This is a genomic window from Sphingomonas sp. Leaf242, assembly GCF_001422045.1.
GTDB lineage: Bacteria > Pseudomonadota > Alphaproteobacteria > Sphingomonadales > Sphingomonadaceae > Sphingomonas.
This window is the reverse complement of record NZ_LMLW01000014.1, coordinates 62297-80276: the sequence shown is the minus strand read 5'-3', so window position 1 is coordinate 80276 and position 17980 is coordinate 62297. Positions and strand designations below refer to the sequence as shown.

Genomic DNA, 17980 nt, shown 5'->3' with positions numbered 1-17980 from the left:
CCAGGGATGGTTTACGAACTTCTATTGGCGGATGCCGTAATCGGGGCGGCAGCAAAATCGATCCACATCGCACCGGTGAATGACCTTAGACATGTCTTTATGTCGACATGTCGTATTATCGACACGCAGACATGGTGCACGATCGGAAGGTGCTTAGAACCCCGCCCTTCGTCGGACGCTACGAGATTCGCTGTCCTACACCGCGCGACCGTGCGCAGATCGGCGCATGGCACCGCACCCTCCCCAACCGGATCGACCCCCAACCGATCGACAACAAGTGCAGGACATGCACGGCATCGCGCCAGCGTCTGCACTTCGTGCACATCCAGCGCCCAACCCGTTGAAAACGCCAGATACACGAAGGGCGGGAAGTGTTGCCACTCCCCGCCCCCATGCCGTCACGTCAAGCCGTGCCCGTTGCCGGGCGCAAGGCTCAGAAGTGCGTGATGATGCCGAGCATCGGACGGAAGCTCTGTGCCGAACCGAAGGTGTTGACCTCGGCGCGGATGCGGAAGCCGGCGTTGCCGGTGATGCCCTTGAGGCCGATGCTCTGCGGACCGACTTCGGCCCCGATGCCGTAGGTCACGGCGTTGTAGTCACGGTTGGTCCGGCCGCCATTGGTCGAGAACTGTGCGAAGTGGTCGAAATTGACCCACTGGTAGCCGACCTTGCCGTAGAAGATGCCGCTGTCGCCGGCGCGGAAGCCGAAGCGGCCTGCTGCGCCGTATTCCCAATCGATGTTGCCATCGACGCCCTTGATGACGTTACCTTCGACACCGACGAAGACCGGGCCGAGCGGCACGTTGACGCCGACGACGCCCTGCACGAGCGCACCGTCCGCGCGGTAGTTGTTACGGACCGAGCCGTCCGAGTTCAGCGCGCGCGGGATGCCGTGGTTGCCGACGTTGTCGAACTGCTCCCAACCGCCCATGATGCCGACATAGGGCTCGATCCCGAACGCCTTGGAGCCGTCGGGCGCGGCTGCTTCGCCGGGGGCTGCGCTGTTGTCGGTCGGCGCGGGCGCGGGTGCTGCCATGTCCTGTGCGAAAGCAGGGGCTGCGAATGCGGTGGTCGCAAGGACGAGAGCCAGGGAAAGCGTACGCATGGAAATAGACCTTCTATCGTTAATTACGTGGCCCCCGACCGCACGATGCGTCGGCTTGATCCAGGGCCTCGAAACAGGCGGCTAGCCGCTTTGTTGCAATAAAAATACAGTGCCTGAGGAACTTTCCTGCGGTGTTGCACTGCAGCAACGGTTCCTGACGGGACGATGAACGGTCTGCATCGTCCGAACGCGCTTGTGATCGCAGCGGCCGGCAAAAGGTCTTCGTCCCATGTTCGCAGCGACTTTTCGGAACGGACACGCGCACGGTCGCCGATGCCTGGCGCGCGCGCCTCGACCGGATCGTCGTCTACCGGGGCGTGGTCTAGTCGCCGATCGGGCTTTCGCCGTGCTTGCGCAGGACGTCGTTGAACGCCTCGGCCATCAGCGCCTGGAGACTCCTGCCCTGTCGACGGGCGAGCGTATGCATCGCGAACGACATTTCGGGCGAGAAGAACCCGGCGATCTGCTTGCGGCCCTGTCGGCTGGCGGGTCCGGTCGATGCCCCCTGCCCTGCCATCAAGGGTGCCGGTGCGACCGGTTCGGATGGCGTGCGATCACGCAGATTGGCGAACGAGGGTTTGCGACTCATGCTGCGGTCTTTCTCTTGCGGGCCGGTTTTGCAGACGATGTCGACACACCTGTCTGTCGACATGTCCACTCGTAGATATGTCGAATGTCCTCGGCTGCCTTGCCGTTCGGTTCGAACTCCATGACGGTGCGGCCTTCGGCGCTCGCATGACGGAAGGCGGCGCGATCGGGGATCTGGATCGGACAGGCCGGCGTCCCGAAGCTTTCGACGAGCTCACCGGCCTCCTGATAGACCCGCGGTGCGTTCGGCGAGCCCGCGGTGAATACGACGAAGGCGGGTTTGCGGAGCAGCTGGACGAGCTTGGCGGTGGTCTGGATCGCCGACAGGTCGAACGCGCTGGGTCGGCACGGGATCAGCACCAGGTCCGCGATCTCGACCGCGGCACGCGCGGCGCTGTCGGCGTGCGGTGGCGTATCGATGACGATGAACTCGGCCCCCTGCTCGGTCGCCTGCGCGACCTTGGCGGCGAGCCGCGGGGGGGGGCTGTCGATCACCTCGGGTGGCGCTTCGCTTCGCCAGGCCGCCCATTGGCTCGCGGTGGCTTGCGGATCGGTGTCGATGACCAGCGCGATGCGGCCCGCATCGTGCGCGGCCGCGGCGAGGTGGAGCGCCAGCGTCGTCTTGCCGGCGCCACCCTTCTGGCTGATGATCGCGATTGTCGTCATGTCAAAACCCCTACATGTCTACATGACGACAAATCACCTGTTTTGGCAAGCCCATAATCAGGTCGGCGGATCGCGCGGGGACGCATATCGGCACGCGCTGGCGGTGCTGGATTGCCCCTGGCTACCCCAGTTTCGGTCGGCCTCGGGCGCGCTTCGTCCGGTCGACGATCCAGTCGCCCACCGTCTTCAGGGCGATAGGGGACACCGTCTCCTCGATCGCGGCATATTCGGAAACGTTTCCCGTCGGCGCGGTCTGCAGCAAATGGTTCAAGCCCGGTATCTCGATCGTCGTGGCATCCGGATTATCGTGAAGCGCGGCCTTGATATCGGCGAGATTGCGCGACGCCGGCACCTGCACGTCCTTCGAACCGCCCAGCGCGAGGACGGGGCATCGGACCTTTTCGAGTGCTGGCCGCGGATCGTAGGCAAGGAACCAGCGCATCCACGGTTGTGCGATGGTACGCAGCCCGATCGGGACGGGAGCATCGCCGCGCTCTCCGCCATGCTTTCCTCCGTGTTGGGCGATCGAATGCCACGCCGCGGCGAGACGGCTATCCGCACTCTGCTGATCGGGGGCGCCTTTTACCGCATCGTAAAGACGCTGCATGGTCGCTGCCGACTGGTCGACGGTCGCCTTCGGCACACCGGCGGCCGTTTCCAGCCAACGCTTCTGGGAAAGAAGGACCTGTTCGAGCGGTTCGCCCGGGCCCGACAGCAACACGATGAATGCCAGGGCAGGGTCCCGGTCGGCGACGATCGGTGCGATGATCCCGCCTTCGCTATGGCCGATCAGACCAATGCGGCTTGCGTCGATATCCCGGCGCGAACGCAGAAAGGCAAGGCCGGCCTCGACGTCGCCGGCAAAGTCGGCTGTCGTGGCACTCCGGACATCGCCGGTCGAACCACCGGTCTGACGATCGTCGACGCGGAGCACTGCAACCCCGCGACGGGTCAAGGCATCGGCCCAGACGAGGAACGGCTTGTGCCCGAACAGCGTCTCGTCGCGATCCTGAAGCCCGGACCCCGTGATCAGCAAAACCGCCGGGAAGGGGCCGTTGTTTGCAGGCCCATTGTTTGCAGGCAGAGTGAGCGTCCCGGCGAGGTGCGATCCGCCGATCGCGTTGTCATATGCGACCTCCTCGACGCGGTACGGGAACGGTGGCCGGGGCGTTTGGGGTCGCGCAGTGCCCGACGTTGCGGCAGGAGCCGCCCGGGTCGTCGCACGGGTCATGGTGAGCGAAATCGAACCGCCACCCTGCGACCATGTCCCCTCCAGCGTTCTGCCGTCATCCGAAAGGATCGCCGTATAGCTGGCCGATGGCGTGGTCAGCACGAGGTGGAGCGTTTTGCCCTCCTGCTTGACCGACGCGATGGGCAGGCCGACCGCGCCTTGGGCAGGACTGTCGAGCGTTGCGGTCAAACTGCCGGGCGTGCCGCTGATATGCAGTATGAGAGGGATCGACCGCCCCGGCGCGGGCACGATCGCGCCCTGCCAGTCGCCGACGATCGCGTTCGATGCCGCTACGGTCGTTGTCTGGGGTGCGGATCGGGGTGGGACTGGCCCCGCCATGCCCAGCGTAGATGCCGCAAACAGGATCGCCGTCATCATCGTCGCCGGACCTCACTATGGTCCGAGCTGAATCTAGCTATCGGACCGGAACCTGGAACGTGATGCTGCCAAGCGGCCGGTAGCGGCGCAAGTGCAGATGATCATCGAGCTGCGACATGTCGGATCGACGGCTGACCGTATGACCACCATGCCTTTGAAAGACGGCGCTCACCGCTTGCTCCAGCTAGGGAGCATGTGACGGCAACGCCGGCACTCCTGGACTTGGTTTTTACCGTTTTTTGCTAACCAACTCGACATCGATTCTCTTTCTATCAATCAACTTAGGAGGGGTTGAGGCTGGATTTGAGACTCGCGTTCGATCCGGTCGACACCGGCTCCGAGCTTGGCCAGCATCTTGCCCAATTGCCCCCCGACCGTCACCGCCGCCAGATCGTGACACGACAATCCGGACAGCATGGCCGCGGTATCGTCGATCCGATCCGCCTGCTGCTGGACGACGTCGTCGGGCGTCGGCGCCGGCCGCATCCACCGCGGCAGATAGGCGAGGACGCGCTGGGGCAGGGTAGGGCGGTACACGTTGGAGGTCTGCCGATAGCGCGGCCCGGGGCCCTCGGCCTCGACACGCTTGAATCGCCGCTGCCGAACGAGAAAGCCGATGTCCTCGAGGATATGCAGCGCGCGCGCGATCGTCGCACGGCCCAGGCTCGTCGCCTTGGACAGGTGGTCGTAGCTCGGAAAGACGCGCCCCTTGTTGAGCCGCGCCAAGGTGAGGATCTCTTCGTAGACGCGGACCGCAGCCGCGGTGAGCAGGATGATCCGGCGCTCGGCCGCGCTCAGAATACGGTCGCCGGCGCGCGCCTCGCGGCGCAACTGACGGCCCGCATCGAGTGTTCGCCTGGCGATCCGCAACAATTTGTCGGTCTCGCCCTTGGCCGGAACGGTGAAGAACAGCGTCTCGAACGTACCCGCCTCGATGCTGTCGCGCAGCACCGGCGCACCGGTGCGATGTGGACCGCCCGCCCGCGCGCCCAAGCCTGGAGACAGGCCAGGTGACGGCCGGCGCGGCGACTGACGTCCTGCAACCGCGCCCAGCGCCTGCGCGGTCGCCTGGCCCAAGGTAAAAACAGCCATCTTCCATCCCCTTATGGGGCTGGGACCGAGACAAAGAGAGAGCGTGGCGCGAAACGCGCATCCTTGAACCGAAGTCCGTGTCAGGCTATGTGGAGAGGGTCGGTCAGTTTCGACCCCGGAATCGACGTTTGGCGACGTCGCTCCATCACTACCTTGGGATGCCCGGCCTTCGTGCCGGGCTTTCCTTTATTGGGTCACAGCCGCTCCAATTTGCGTTCCACCGACGTCATCGCCGACATGTCCCGATTTTTGCAGTTAATCTGTAATAACGAAAGCGTCCGCGGTTCGTGCTTTCGAGTATCAATTACGAAAATCGATCGATTATCCTGTCGAAAGTTCGTGCTTTCGAGTATCAATTCGTCCGCGTATTCGTGCTTTCGAGTATCAATTCGCGGGAAAGTTCGTGCTTTCGAGTATCAATTAAAACAGGTCTTCCGACTCGGTGATCCCTGATTCGCGCGGTGATTCGCGGCTCGGTTCCCGGCCAGTTTCACGACCTGCTTCACGGGGCGCTTTAGGCACCGGTTCCGCGGTCGACAGGAGCTGCCGCGACAGCCGGGGCTTGGGGTGCTCGTCGAGCGCAGTCAGCCGCCTGGTGATCACGACCCTGACGGGGTTGGTCTTGCGGCCCCGCTTGACGACCTCGGTGCCGTCGGGATCGCCGATCGTCTCGACCAGGTCGAGCCGGTAGTCGGGGATCGTGTCGGCGACGACGATCTGTCGCAACGCGGCGCGAAAATTCGCCAGCGGGTTCTGGTAGCCGATCTGCAACCGGAAGGTCGCAAGGTCGATCTCGAATCCGTCACCATCGCCGGTCGATCGCGCGACTTCGTAGATCCGCCGCTCGATCGGACCGAGTTGAAAATACGCCGCGGCATAGTCGAGCACGTGCCGGTCGAGCAGGATCGCCCGGAACAGCCAGTCGCACAGCCGCACCTTGACTGCCTTCAGGCGGCGTTCGCCGGCGCGGGTCTTGTTATAATGGAGCTTGGCTTCGGATAGCCATGAGAAGAACCCTTCCTCGCCTTCGCCGCCCGCCTCGATATTGGTCTTGATCTGGGTACCCTGCAGCCGCTCGAGCGCTTCGGACAGCCGCCCATAGGAGCGCGCGCTGTGGTTGCTGCCGGTGACGCTGAACAGATCGTGCGCGGTAAAGACGAAATCCTGCGCGACATCCTCGCCGGCCTCGAGCTTGGCGGCCATCAGGCTGGCGATATAGAGCACGATCTCCTTGTCGTAGATCGTCGCGACGCCACTCGCACTGGGCCGGACTTCGATCGTGACGGTGTCGGTCTTGTAGCTGAGCGGCTTCATCCACGCATTCTTGCTGAGCGCGAAGAACGGGAACGCCATCAGCGATCGCTCGCCGCGGATCTCGCCGTATAACGGGCTGTCGAGCAGGAACAGGTCGCCCTGCGGAATTTCCGTCTGGCCGGCGCTCGACTTGCGGGGTTTGGCGCGCGGGACAGGGGGACGCTTGGCAGGGCTGGGTCGGGTCATCGGCTATTTCTACTCGAAAGCACGAACTTATGGGAGCCTGCCAAGGGAGACGGAGAGGAAAATCGCGGTTTTCGGTGAAAAGCTCGTGCTTTCGAGTATGAATTCAACGGGTGCATGGCGCAGGCCTGCGACCGGTTGCAGAGTGCTGCAAGCCAGGGTGCCCCGCGCTCGATCAACCGCGCCGTCGATCGAGATGTCTGCTTGTCGACATGTCGGACCGCTGCCTGTTGCGCTAAGAACTCTGGCTCTGGCCTAAACAAAGCGATCTCTGTCGCGCCGCTATCCTACATGTCGACAGGTCGTCATGTAGGATAGTAGTCAGGAAATCTTCGTGACCTGCAAGGCGGCGGACAACGCGCCCGTGCCGTCTGTCGCGATATGCTTCGGGCTCGCCGCTTCCAGCCGGGCGATCACGCCTTCCGTTACGCGTGCGAGCGCTTCTTCTGAGAAGAAACCGCCGGGGATCAGGCACCGGTCGATGAGCACGCGGCGGAAGGCGGCAAACGTCTCCGCGTCGGGCTTGCCGGGATCGCGCCAGAACTCGTCGAGCGATCCCTGGAAGGTGATCCCGTCCATGTCGTAGACCGCGTGGCCGAGCGCGATCACCGGGACGCCCTGCATCAGCGCGAGCGTCCCGCTGGTGCTGTTGATCGTCACCATGCCTTTCGCCTTGCACGCGATCGGCACCATGTCGCCGCTTTCGAGATAGTCGACGCGGTCGGTAATACCGTGGAGTGCGGCGAGCGACGCGGTCTCCTCGCGCCAGTCGCGGACGCCGTTATCGAGCGGGTGCTCCTTGATGACCAGTCGCAGCGGGGCAGGGGCATTCTCGGCAAAGGAATGCATCACCATCCGCAATGCGTCGGCGATCCCGGCAAAGCTCGAATGCAGCCGGATCTGGGCATCGGAATCGAGCTGCAACGGAAACAGCACATAGGGATCGCCGCGGGTCTCGAGTTGCGCGACCAGCGCGGCCGCCCGCACCGCCGCCTGCTTGCGCCCGCGCAACCGGCGGACCCAGCCCATCGCCTCGACCAGCGGATGCCAGGGGCGGTGATTGGCCCAATGCGGGTAATACCAGCGGCTGAAGACGTCGGCGACGTTATAGGCGACCGCCTCGAGCGCGCGTCGCCGAAACGACGATGCGACCTGGCGATGCTCGGGGATCGGCGGAAGCGTCGCGGCCTGGGCGCGGTACCAGGCCGGATCGCGCGGCAAGCTCGAATGGCCGTTCACGCCGCCCAGTTCGAGCGTCACCCAGTCCGGCCGGATATAGCCTTCCTCGAACACATGGACGGGGATGTGGAGGGTGCGGCACACCTGGGTCGCGCCGAGGTGCATCGCCCGGCAGTCGCCGAACAGCATGACATCGGTGATCTGATGCTCGTCGATCAACCGCGCCAGCGCGTCGGGCCAGTCGGCGAGCGATCCGCGATAGTCGATGCCGTTGGGCAGCCGCCAGAACAGCCGGTCGCCACCGTTGAAATTGACCTTGTAGACCCCGTAGCCCTGCTGGCGCAGCGCCTTGCCGACCCGGCCGAAGAGCGGCCCCATCAGCCCTTGCAGAAGCAGGACGTTGCGTCGCGCCGGGGGTAGTGTCGAACTCGGCGCCGCTATTTTGGGTGTGATGTCGGGCACATCGGCAAAGGAAGAAAGCATGCGGCAGCCTTTCATACATATCCGATGCAGGCGATAGACACATAATGCGGTGCATCATGGCGGGTGTCCGTCGGCATCCGGGCCGTGGACCCGGCAGCTAGATAGGTTGACGCACGGAGGCAAGATGACCGGCGGTGACAGCCTCACGGCCTCCCGCTATACGCCCGCCGCTACAAGCCCGTCGTCGCTTGCCTTCGCGCGTCGATCCCATGACCCTCCTTCGAGTCCGACACCGCGGCAGACTGTGACGATCGGTTTTATATCCTTCCTGCTGATGCAGAGCGTCTCGCTGGCGCTCGATGCGGCGGTGCGACCGCGGCACCGCTATCGGGGCAGCGCGCTGCGCAGTGCACCGGGACTGATCCTGCATTGTCTGACGATGACCGCGCTGTTCGGCCTGATCCTGGCGCTTTCGGGAAGCGCACCGGTTGCCGCCAGCCTGGTCGTCGCGCTCATGGCGGTGTTCGTGACCGCATCGAACGCCAAGCACGCGATGCTGGGCGAGCCGTTGTTGTTCTCCGATCTCGCGCTGCTCTCCGCGCTGGTCCGACATCCCGGTTTCTATTTCACCGCGCTGTCGATCCAGCAGAAGTCGGGGCTGGCGATCGGTGCGCTCGGCCTGCTCCTCGCGCTGGTCTGGCTGTTCGTGCCGCATCTGACGCCGCATCTCGTGGGGGCAGGGGTGCTGCTGCTGGCGGGAGGCACCTTGGCGGCGCTGCTCCACGGCAAGGCCTTTGCCGGCCTCGCGCGGATACCCGACATCGACGCCGATCTCGCCCGCCACGGCCTGATCGCGACGCTGCTGCTATATTGGCTACGCTGGCGCGAAACCCCCGATCCTCCCTTGTGCCCGACCGAATTTTCCGACGGATCGCTATCGGCAACCGATCCAGCAGCAGACTTTGCCCGGCCGGATCTCGTGATCGTCATCCAGTGCGAATCCTTTGCCGATCCGGTCGACCTGACAAACGATCCCCTGCACGCCTTGCCCGGACTGGCGCGGGCGCGCGCGATGGCATCGCAATGGGGCAACCTCGGCGTCAGCGGGTTCGGCGCCTATACGATGCGGACCGAATTCGGCGTGCTGTTCGGGCGTAGCGAGGCGGCGCTGGGCTTTCGTCGCTACGATCCCTTTCTGACCGCGCGACGCGAAGGCTCCTATGCCTTGTCTGCGAAGTTTGGCGCATTTGGTTATGGCTGTCTGTTCGTGCACCCGCACGACCTGCGCTTCTACGGGCGCGACCAGATGATGCCGGCGATCGGTTTCGACCGCCTGATCGGGGAGGAGCATTTCCCGCCGGCAGAACCCGGCACCGGCCGCTACGTCGCCGACCGGACGCTCGGGGCGTCGCTCCGCAAACTAATCGACGACGCTGCGGAACCGACGTTCCTCTATGCGGTGACGATGGAAAACCACGGTCCGTGGATGAAGGACCGGTTGACCGGATCGCCGGGCGGGCTCGACGCCTATCTCCATCATGTCCGCAACAGCGACACGATGCTGACCGAGCTGATCGACGGCTTCGCCGATACCGGCCGCTCCGCGCTGCTGGTCTTCTTCGGCGATCATCGACCGAGCATTCCCGGCGTGGCCGAACCGGGGCCGGTCCGCCACACGCCCTATGTGATGCTGCGGTTCGTCGACGGAAAGCCGGTCCCGGCGCCCGTCGCCGGCGCCGATGGCCGTATCGATCTCACCCCCGACGAGCTCCATCATGCCATCCTGCACGCGGTCCGCGGCGCCTCCGTCACTTCGGCCTGAGGCTCCGCAGCAACCGATCGCGCAGGCCCGCGGGCAGCAGGCGATCGACCAGCCGCAACGCGGCGAACGGCCAGGGCAGGACGAGATGCGCGTGGCCGCGTGCGCTCGCCGCCACGATCCGCGCGGCGACGTCGGCGGGTTGCATCAGGAGGCGTTGCGGCGCTGCGACCTGACGCCCTTCGGGCCGGTCGATCGGGCCGGGCGAGACGAGCATCACGCTGACGCCATGAGGGGCCGCGCCGATCCGCAGTGCCTGCGCGAAGCGGGCGAGGCCTGCCTTCGATCCGGCATAGGCCGCGGCGAACGGGAGCGCATGAAACGCCGCGGCCGATCCGATCAGGATGATATGGCCGTGGCCGCGCGCTGCCATCCTGTCGGCCAGCGCCGCGGCCATCGCGCTCGGCGTGACGAAGTTGACCATGCCCAGCCTGACCATCCGGGCCGGGTCTTCGCCCCGTTCGTGACGACCCTGGATATCGCCGAGCCCGGCCGCGAGCACGGCGATGTCGATGCCTCCCGCAGACTCCTCCGCGTCGATCGCGGCGAGCGCGGCTGCGGGATCGACGAGATCGAGCAATCGGAGAGTCACCATCGCACCGGCGTCACGGCACTGATCCGCGACCTGCTCGAGCCGTTCGTGGTCACGTCCCCACAACACGAGCAGGACATCCGGACCGGCATAGTGCCGCGCGATCGCGGCGCCCAACCCTCGCGAGGCACCGGTTATGAGAATTCGCTGTCGCACGTCTATCCTGAATGGCGCTTATTTGACGGGGCTGTCGGGTGTGTCGTCTACACCATAACTTGGCGCAAACCTGAACCAGCCCGTCGACAGATGCCGTTTCTCGGTAAGCTCAGGATAATCTATTGCTCCTAGTGTCACTTGACAGGGGCACCCCGCCTCTGTCCATAGCGGCGGTATGAGTATGCGTAGACAAGAGCCAAGGCCGAACCACGGCGGAGGCGCCGAGTATCCGCAACGCCTTCGGCTGTTTCGCAGCGATCTGCTCGAACGCCTGACCGTGATATCGCCCCGCGCGTTCGTCGCGACCTGGTCCATGATCCTCGTGCTGGTCACATGGGCGGGCTGGGGAACCGTGGCGCCGCTGACCTGGGTCGGACTGGTGATGACGGGTCTGCTGATCTGGTCGCTGTTCGAATATTGCATGCACCGCTTTCTGTTCCACCTGGAATTGCAGTCGGACCTGGGCCGCTGGCTCGGCTATGTGATGCACGGCAATCATCATTCCGATCCGAACGATCCCTATCGCAGCCTGATGCCCCCGATCGTCAGCGTGACCTGGTCGGGTGCGATCTGGATCGGCCTGGCGTCGGCGTTCGGGCCTGCGGGCACCGTGATCTTCCTGGGGTTCGCGATCGGCTACGTCGCCTATGACAGCATCCATTACGCCTGCCATCAGCTACCGGCGCGCGGTCCGCTGATGCGTGCGTTGCGCCGCCATCACCTGCGCCATCATTTTGGTCGTCGCGACGGCAATTACGCGATCACGACGATCTTCTGGGATCGCCTGTTCGGCTCGCATATCTCCGCCAAGGCGGCAGCGACCGCGCCGGAGACTCCCGTACACTCCTGATCGAGGGTCCGACTGCGGGCTTCACCGAGACATGGTGCAGCGGTGATCGGTTCGACGCGCCCCCGTCTCGGGCCCGTCTCAACCCTGCTTCAGCGACGCCCCTTCATCAGGCGACCCTGAATCTGCCGGAGGCGCGTGACCCAGCCAAGCCGGTTGACGGCATCGCCGGCGACCATCCGCGCGAACAGCGTCTCGGGTTCGCAGGGCAGGCCGCTCACCGGATCCAGATACCGCGGATAGAGGATCAGCACGCCGGCGACGAGTTCGTCGAGCGCCAGCCCACGGCCCCGGCGGTCCGACAGCGGCATCAGATCGCGCGTCAGCCCCCAGCCGGCGTAGAACGGCATGCCGTGGCAGGTAACGTCGCACCCGCGCAGCAACGCCTCGAAACCGGTCAGCGAGGTCAGGACATGGACCGCATCGACGCGTTCGAGCAATGCGGCCATGCCGCCTCCGCGGACAATCCGATCGGCAACGCCCAACGCGTCCGCATCGGGCACCGCGCCCTTGCGATGCCCGGCATCGACATCGGGGTGCGGCCGGAACCAGAGTTCGGCCTCGGGCTCGAGCGCACGCGCGCGGCGCAGCAGTTCGAGGTTGCTGGCGAGGCCCCCGCCACCGAGCTTGACCGACATGTCGTCCTCGACCTGCCCGGGCACCAGCACGAGACGACGCCCGGGTTGGCGGGCCGGAAACACGTGCGGGGCGTTACCGCCATATTTGCTGATCCCGCCCGCCAGGATGGCCGCGCGGAGATGCGCCGCGCGCGCCAGCAATGCCGCGGGGAAGTGCGTCTCCGCGAGCAACGTCTCGAGATCGCTGGGGCGGCTCGGATCATAATGGATTCCGCGCCAATCGACGGTGATCGAGGAGGGTGGCACCATGTCGCTGCCCAGCCCGACCGACCGGACGAAGCCATCCTCGACCCGCACCAGCGGGACGTCCGCGGCCGCGGCATCGCGGGCCATTGCCGGCGAGATCCGCGACGGCCACACCGCGACCGCACCACCGTGCCGCTTGGCATGGGCGATGGCGCGGCGTTCGGACGAAAAATACCGTAACCGGCGACCCGGCGACCAGAGGAAGCGCGCGATCTCGCGGCGCTTCCACCAGGCGATACCGCAGGCCGCGACGATCCCGCGATTGCCGTCGCAGATCCGCCGCCAGAAGCCGAGATGCGCGATCGTCGCATCGATGCCGGTGTCCAGACCCGTCGCCGGGTCGCGATAGCGCGTGTCGACCAGCGCGGTGGCGATCCGCTGGCGGCGCGTCTCCAGGGGCGTATCCGGCGTGCCATAGGCCCCGTCGGACAGTATCCGTACGGCGCTTCCGGCGATGTCCGCCAACGCCACCCATTCGTCGTCGCCATGCGCGACCAGTTGCACGGCGTCGTCGAGCAGCGACCAGGGATCGACCTCCCCGAAGATCATCGCTCCACGCGGATGCGGCACGCGCAATGCCGGGTCGCGCGCGCGATCGGCCGGCAGCAGCCAGACGACCGCGTCCTGCTCGGCATCGGTCATGCTCGCACGAAGGTCAGCGACCTCGGACGCTGATCGTGCGCGGACGATCGTGCGGGCATCCGACGCAGCGGCGGGTCTCGTCCAGAAGGGGCCCCCGACCCTGGCCTCCCGGATAGCCGTAAAGATCCGCGCGATGTCGGCGTGCTCGACCGCCGGCGCGATCGCACTGTCAGTGGCGGGTATCGGGCCCGAATACGTCACGGTCGCGCCGGGAAAAGGCGGCGCGCGGAGCAGAGGGACGGTCTTCGCGTCCCTCACGGTACCGTCCCGTCCGAATGCGCCGGCGCAGCCGCGGTCTTCAGCCCGGCGTCGCTCCAGGGCTGGCCCAGCAACCCGCGCAACCGGTCGCGGATCGACCAGGCCAGCGGCGCACGACGCTCGGCGATGCCGGGCAGGCTGAACGGATCGAGCCCGGTCCAGGGCAGGAAGGGATTGCGCCGGCCATAGGTCCAGATCTCGATCCGCACCGATGGTCTGACCGAAGCACCGCGCGCGTGAAACCCCGACGTATCCGCGACGACCAGGGTATTGGCGGGTACGGCGAATGCCTGCGGTTCGGGCAGATCGAGCGCCGGCAGTTCTTCCGGCGTAATCCGCAACGATCCGCGCGCCGACAGCCGATCGAGACCAGACCGCGCGCGAACGCTGCGATCGCGTTCCCAGGCCAGCCGCTGCGGCGTCATCCGGTGCGACCCGGGGACATAGACCAACGGGCCTTCATCCTCGGCGACATCGGTCAGGAACAGCCACGCCTTGACCGTCGCGTGGAAGGTGTCGGCGTGCAGCGCGGTCTGCGGGTCGGGCGCGGCATCGCTCACATGGCTGAGGATAGTCTGGATATAGCCGACCGGTTCGCTGTCGAAGCTGCCGACATAGCGCATCAGCCCACGCCACCGGGCACTGCCGACCAACGCCGCGACTGCCGGCATCGCCGCCAGCGCGGCGGGATCGAGCGCGATCCGGCGGGTGATCGTGTCGCCTTGCACCATCTCGCGCGCCGGGGCGACGTGCGCCAGCACCTGTCGCTTGAGATCGGCGAACACATCGGCCGGCAGAAAGCCCGGCTTGAGGACGAAGCCGTCGCGGTCGAACGCGGTGCGATCCTCGGGCGACACGAGACGCGCGAGCCGCCTGCGACGGGCGGACGCCAGCCGCCCCGCCAGACGAATCCGTGCGACATGCAGGCCCCAGCGATTGAGCAGCGGAGAGCCGATGATCGGATTGTCGCTGAAGGCCTTGGCGCCGGTCGGCAATTGCGCGATCCACCAGGGCAATAAGAGGTAACGGGCCGGTTTCATCGCCACCCTCTCTTCGAGGAGATCGACGGACGCAAGCATGCTGGTCGAGCGGGATCGATCATAGGCAGTTTATGGGCGCCGATCCCAGGCGACGCACTGCAAACCGGCATCGCTGCTCCGGATGATCCCGAACGCGCCGGTCCGCAATTTCAAGCTGGGGAGCGCACATGCCTGCGTCATCAGGGCGGCGTCGGCGAGCAGCGCGAACCGCGCGGCACCGTTGCTCGTGACGAGCAAGGTCGTGCTTCCCACCTGTTCCGTAAACGCCTGTTCCGTAAACAAGGCACGCCATCCCGCCAGTCGCGCCGGAGCATCGACGACCCAGCCGGGGGGCGCGACGCCGTGCGCTTCCCATGCGGCGAGCGCGTCGCTGCCGATCCGCGCGATCACCTCGCTCTCGATCCGATCCTCGTCCTGCCCGTGATCGATCTCGGCGAGCAGCGGCGCGGGGATGACGGTCGGCGCATCGTCGAACGCGCCGCGGATCGCCTCCGCGGTCTCACGCGTCCGCAGGAGCGGCGAACAGAGGATAGTGTCGAAGCGCCAACCCTGTTCGGCGAAATAGCCTCCCAGCCGATGCGCCTGCTCATGCCCGCTGGCGACGAGCGGCAGGTCGGTTCTCGCGCCGATCCGGCGCGGCGCTTCGTGATCGGCAAAGGTATTGCCGTGGCGGACGATGACGAACGTTCGGATCACGACGCGTAAGGGTCGCCGAAGCGCCGGATCAGGTCCTCGGCGAGCGCGACGTCCTCCGGCGTGTCGATCCCCGACATGGCATGCGTAGGCGGCGCGACCGCGATCGTCTGGATATCAAGCCCCATCTCGAGGAAGCGCAACTGTTCGAGCCCTTCGAGGCGCTCGTAGCGGGTCGGGGGCATCGCCTCGAAACGTTCGAGCGCGTCGATCCGATAGGCATAGAGCCCGAGGTGACGGAACACCGGCGACAGCGGGCTTTCCGCACGGAGACGGTCTTCGTCGCGGATCGCGGGGATGATCGTCTTCGAGAACCAGAACGCCTTGCCGTCGGCGTCGCGGGCGCAGGTCGTACCGCTGAACGGCGACCGCGCCTTGTGCGCCCGCATCGCATCGAGCGCAGGCCAGTCGAGTTGCACCACCGGGGTGACGCAAGCGGCGGGGCTTGCCCGCGCGGCCGCGATCAGCGCGGCGACCATCTCGGCCGGAATGAACGGTGCATCGCCCTGGAGGTTGACGATGATATGCGGCCGCACGTCACGCCCCCCCGCCGCGGCACAGGCGCGCCCCGAGCCCGACCGGATATCACGGGCCGTCATCACCGCGTCGCAGCCGAGTAAGTCTGCGTGCTCAGCGATGCGGTCGTCGTCGGTCGCCACGACCACGTCGCAACCGCCGGCGATCGTCGCGGCGGTGTGCGCGACCTGGACGACGCGCTCCAGCAGCGTTCGGCCGGCAATCCGGAGCAGCGGCTTGCCCGGCAACCGCGTCGAGCCGTATCGCGCCGGAACGACGATCAGGTCTGTAGGTGGCTGGACGCCAGGCTGAACGCCAGATTGAACGGGAGTCAGACGACGCCAGCCCGCAACAGGTCGTGGACGTGCAGCACGCCGATCAACTTGGTCCCGTCGCACACGAACAGGACCATGACCGCATTAGCATTCATCGTGCGCAGCGCTTCGGTCGACAGCGTCGTTGGCGGCACCGCGAGCGGGGTCGGCGTCATATGCGCCTCGATCGGATCCTGCAGATGCTGGGTCGCGAAACTGCGCCGCAGATCGCCATCGGTAAACGCGCCGACCAGATTGCCCTCGGCATCGACGACCGCAGTCGAGCCATAACGCTTGCGGCTCATCTCGAAGGTCGCGTCCATCAGCGACGCACCGAGCCGGACCACGGGCACCTCTTCGCCACGGCCCATCAACTGCTCGACGGTGACGAGCTTGGCACCGAGCTGACCGCCCGGATGCAGCGACAGGAAATCGGATTTCGAAAAGCCGCGCTGCTCGATCAGCGCGATCGCCAGCGCATCCCCCAATACCGCCTGCAGCGTCGTCGACGAGGTCGGCGCGAGTTCGTTCGGGCACGCCTCGCGGACATGCGGCAGGACCAGGCAGATATGCGCAGCCTTGCCCGCGGTGCTGTTCGCCTTAGCGGTCGCGACGATCAGCGTGATGTTGAACCGGTGGCAATAGGCGATGATGTCGCCGAGCTCGGCGGTCTCGCCCGACCAGGTGATCGCGAGCACGATATCGCTCGGGGTGATCATCCCCAGATCGCCGTGGCTGGCTTCGCCCGGATGGATGAACAGCGACGGCGTGCCCGTCGAGGTCATCGTCGCGGCGATCTTGCGGCCGATGATCCCGCTCTTGCCCATCCCGCTGACGATCAGCCGGCCGGAGGTCGCCGCGATCGCTGCGACCGACAGCTTGAACGCATCGCGGAGTGCCGAATTCTCCAGCGCGATCGCGAGAATGTTGAGCGCTTCCTGTTCGATCCGAACCGTCTTCAACGCCGATACCAGCGCGGCGTCGCCGACTTTACGCATTTCCATGGACTGCAACTCGTCACCTCGCCGGAGGGGCTCGTCATATCGCATATGGCGAATCCGTCCCTTAAAAGATACACGACGGCCGGGAGCCGTCGCGCGGCCCATACTGCAAGTGTGACGGGTGATCCAGTTTTTACAGTTCTCGCGGTCAACCGTAACGATGTCGGTTTGATACCGATAATTGCGGCGGTCATCGAATGACGAAGGGTTAAGATAGATGCAATTGTGCGGCAAGGCGGTGGGGTCGACGGAACCTTTGTTCCTGATCGCGGGTCCATGCGCGATCGAAAACGAAGCGCTTGCGCTGTCGACCGCCGAGACGCTGAAACGTATCGCGGACCGGCTGGGCATCCTGCTGATCTACAAAAGCTCGTTCGACAAGGCCAACCGCAGTTCCGGATTGTCGTTCCGCGGGCCCGGAATGGACGAAGGCCTGCGGATCCTCGCCAAGGTGCGCTCCGAGATCGGCGTCCCCGTTCTCACCGACGTCCATACCGCCGAGCAGGTCGCGGCGGTCGCGGAGGTGGTGGACATGCTCCAGACGCCGGCGTTCCTCGCGCGCCAGACCGATTTCATCGCGGCGGTCGCGGCCTGCGGCAAGCCGGTCAACATCAAGAAGGCGCAGTTCATGGCGCCGGGCGACATGACGAACGTCATCGACAAGGCGCGCCGCGCCGCGACCGAGGCGGGCTGCGATCCGGACAGCTTCACGGTGTGCGAACGCGGCGCGACGTTCGGCTACAACAATCTGGTATCGGACATGCGCAGCCTGGCGATCATGCGCGACACCGGATGCCCGGTTGTGTTCGACGCGACCCATTCGGTGCAGTTGCCGGGCGGGCAGGGCGATCGATCGGGTGGCCAGCGCGAGTTCGTGCCGTTGCTGGCGCGCGCCGCGGTCGGTGCCGGCGTCGCGGGGTTGTTCATCGAAACGCATCCCGATCCCGACCAGGCGCTGTCGGATGGCCCGAATGCCTGGCCGCTGGATGACATGGAGCCGTTGCTGCGTCAGCTGATGGCGATCGACGCGGTGGTCAAGGCGACGCCGATGCTCTGACC

16 protein-coding genes are annotated in these 17980 nt (G+C 65.8%); 3 read left to right on the top strand and 13 right to left on the bottom strand.

The window, feature by feature from the left end; genetic code table 11:
- Window positions 1-433: 433 nt before the first annotated feature.
- The 7 genes from ASF09_RS19395 to ASF09_RS19365 form a co-directional block, all read right to left on the bottom strand.
- The gene (locus ASF09_RS19395) at window positions 434-1105 is read right to left on the bottom strand and encodes a hypothetical protein (protein ID WP_060527723.1); all 672 of its coding nucleotides are present in this window, start codon (window positions 1103-1105) and stop codon (window positions 434-436) included.
- 322 nt (window positions 1106-1427) lie between these two features.
- On the bottom strand, window positions 1428-1694 hold the full coding sequence (locus tag ASF09_RS19390; protein WP_060527722.1) for a ribbon-helix-helix domain-containing protein: 267 nt from the start codon (window positions 1692-1694) through the stop codon (window positions 1428-1430).
- Window positions 1691-2359, bottom strand: coding sequence for a ParA family partition ATPase (gene parA, locus ASF09_RS19385; protein WP_056056097.1), 669 nt, complete (start codon window positions 2357-2359; stop codon window positions 1691-1693). The genes ASF09_RS19390 and parA overlap by 4 nt, the downstream gene beginning before the upstream one ends.
- A 121-nt stretch (window positions 2360-2480) precedes the next feature.
- On the bottom strand, window positions 2481-3968 hold the full coding sequence (locus ASF09_RS19380) for an alpha/beta hydrolase family protein (protein WP_060527721.1): 1488 nt from the start codon (window positions 3966-3968) through the stop codon (window positions 2481-2483).
- Between the two features lie 276 nt (window positions 3969-4244).
- The gene (locus tag ASF09_RS19375) at window positions 4245-5060 is read right to left on the bottom strand and encodes a helix-turn-helix domain-containing protein (RefSeq protein ID WP_082444511.1); all 816 of its coding nucleotides are present in this window, start codon (window positions 5058-5060) and stop codon (window positions 4245-4247) included.
- Window positions 5061-5480: 420 nt separating this feature from the next.
- On the bottom strand, window positions 5481-6560 hold the full coding sequence (locus ASF09_RS19370; RefSeq protein WP_082444509.1) for a replication initiator protein A: 1080 nt from the start codon (window positions 6558-6560) through the stop codon (window positions 5481-5483).
- A 318-nt stretch (window positions 6561-6878) separates the two neighbouring features.
- On the bottom strand, window positions 6879-8219 hold the full coding sequence (locus ASF09_RS19365; RefSeq protein WP_060527719.1) for a capsule biosynthesis protein: 1341 nt from the start codon (window positions 8217-8219) through the stop codon (window positions 6879-6881).
- A gap of 244 nt (window positions 8220-8463) precedes the next feature.
- Here ASF09_RS19365 and ASF09_RS19360 point away from each other — a divergent pair, with 244 nt between their 5' ends.
- Window positions 8464-9981 carry an LTA synthase family protein gene (locus tag ASF09_RS19360; RefSeq protein ID WP_327196600.1) on the top strand — a complete coding sequence of 506 codons (1518 nt, stop codon included), beginning with the start codon at window positions 8464-8466 and terminating at the stop codon, window positions 9979-9981.
- Here the strand turns inward: ASF09_RS19360 and ASF09_RS19355 are convergent.
- A complete protein-coding gene (locus ASF09_RS19355; protein ID WP_156359455.1) occupies window positions 9968-10726 on the bottom strand; it encodes an SDR family NAD(P)-dependent oxidoreductase in 759 nt (252 codons plus the stop codon). The two genes, ASF09_RS19360 and ASF09_RS19355, sit on opposite strands and share 14 nt — an antisense overlap.
- 175 nt (window positions 10727-10901) lie before the next feature.
- On the opposite strand from ASF09_RS19355, the gene ASF09_RS19350 reads away from it, so the two are divergent.
- Window positions 10902-11576, top strand: coding sequence for a sterol desaturase family protein (locus ASF09_RS19350; RefSeq protein ID WP_235529902.1), 675 nt, complete (start codon window positions 10902-10904; stop codon window positions 11574-11576).
- Window positions 11577-11665: 89 nt separating this feature from the next.
- On the opposite strand, the gene ASF09_RS19345 is transcribed toward ASF09_RS19350, so the two are convergent.
- The 5 genes from ASF09_RS19345 to ASF09_RS19325 all read right to left on the bottom strand — a co-directional run bounded on the left by ASF09_RS19345 (window position 11666) and on the right by ASF09_RS19325 (window position 16924).
- Window positions 11666-13357, bottom strand: coding sequence for a capsular polysaccharide export protein, LipB/KpsS family (locus tag ASF09_RS19345; RefSeq protein WP_082444507.1), 1692 nt, complete (start codon window positions 13355-13357; stop codon window positions 11666-11668).
- Window positions 13354-14397, bottom strand: a complete 1044-nt coding sequence (locus ASF09_RS19340; protein ID WP_060527743.1) for a phytanoyl-CoA dioxygenase family protein — start codon at window positions 14395-14397, stop codon at window positions 13354-13356. Before ASF09_RS19340 ends, ASF09_RS19345 begins: the two co-directional genes overlap by 4 nt.
- 69 nt (window positions 14398-14466) lie before the next feature.
- Window positions 14467-15093 carry a histidine phosphatase family protein gene (locus ASF09_RS19335; protein WP_443025037.1) on the bottom strand — a complete coding sequence of 209 codons (627 nt, stop codon included), beginning with the start codon at window positions 15091-15093 and terminating at the stop codon, window positions 14467-14469.
- Window positions 15090-15941, bottom strand: coding sequence for a 3-deoxy-manno-octulosonate cytidylyltransferase (locus ASF09_RS19330; protein ID WP_268795653.1), 852 nt, complete (start codon window positions 15939-15941; stop codon window positions 15090-15092). The genes ASF09_RS19335 and ASF09_RS19330 overlap by 4 nt, the downstream gene beginning before the upstream one ends.
- Window positions 15938-16924 carry a KpsF/GutQ family sugar-phosphate isomerase gene (locus tag ASF09_RS19325; protein WP_060527715.1) on the bottom strand — a complete coding sequence of 329 codons (987 nt, stop codon included), beginning with the start codon at window positions 16922-16924 and terminating at the stop codon, window positions 15938-15940. The genes ASF09_RS19330 and ASF09_RS19325 overlap by 4 nt, the downstream gene beginning before the upstream one ends.
- 214 nt (window positions 16925-17138) lie before the next feature.
- Between ASF09_RS19325 and kdsA the strand changes: the two genes are divergently transcribed.
- The gene (kdsA, locus tag ASF09_RS19320) at window positions 17139-17978 is read left to right on the top strand and encodes a 3-deoxy-8-phosphooctulonate synthase (RefSeq protein ID WP_060527714.1); all 840 of its coding nucleotides are present in this window, start codon (window positions 17139-17141) and stop codon (window positions 17976-17978) included.
- Window positions 17979-17980 lie beyond the last annotated feature (2 nt).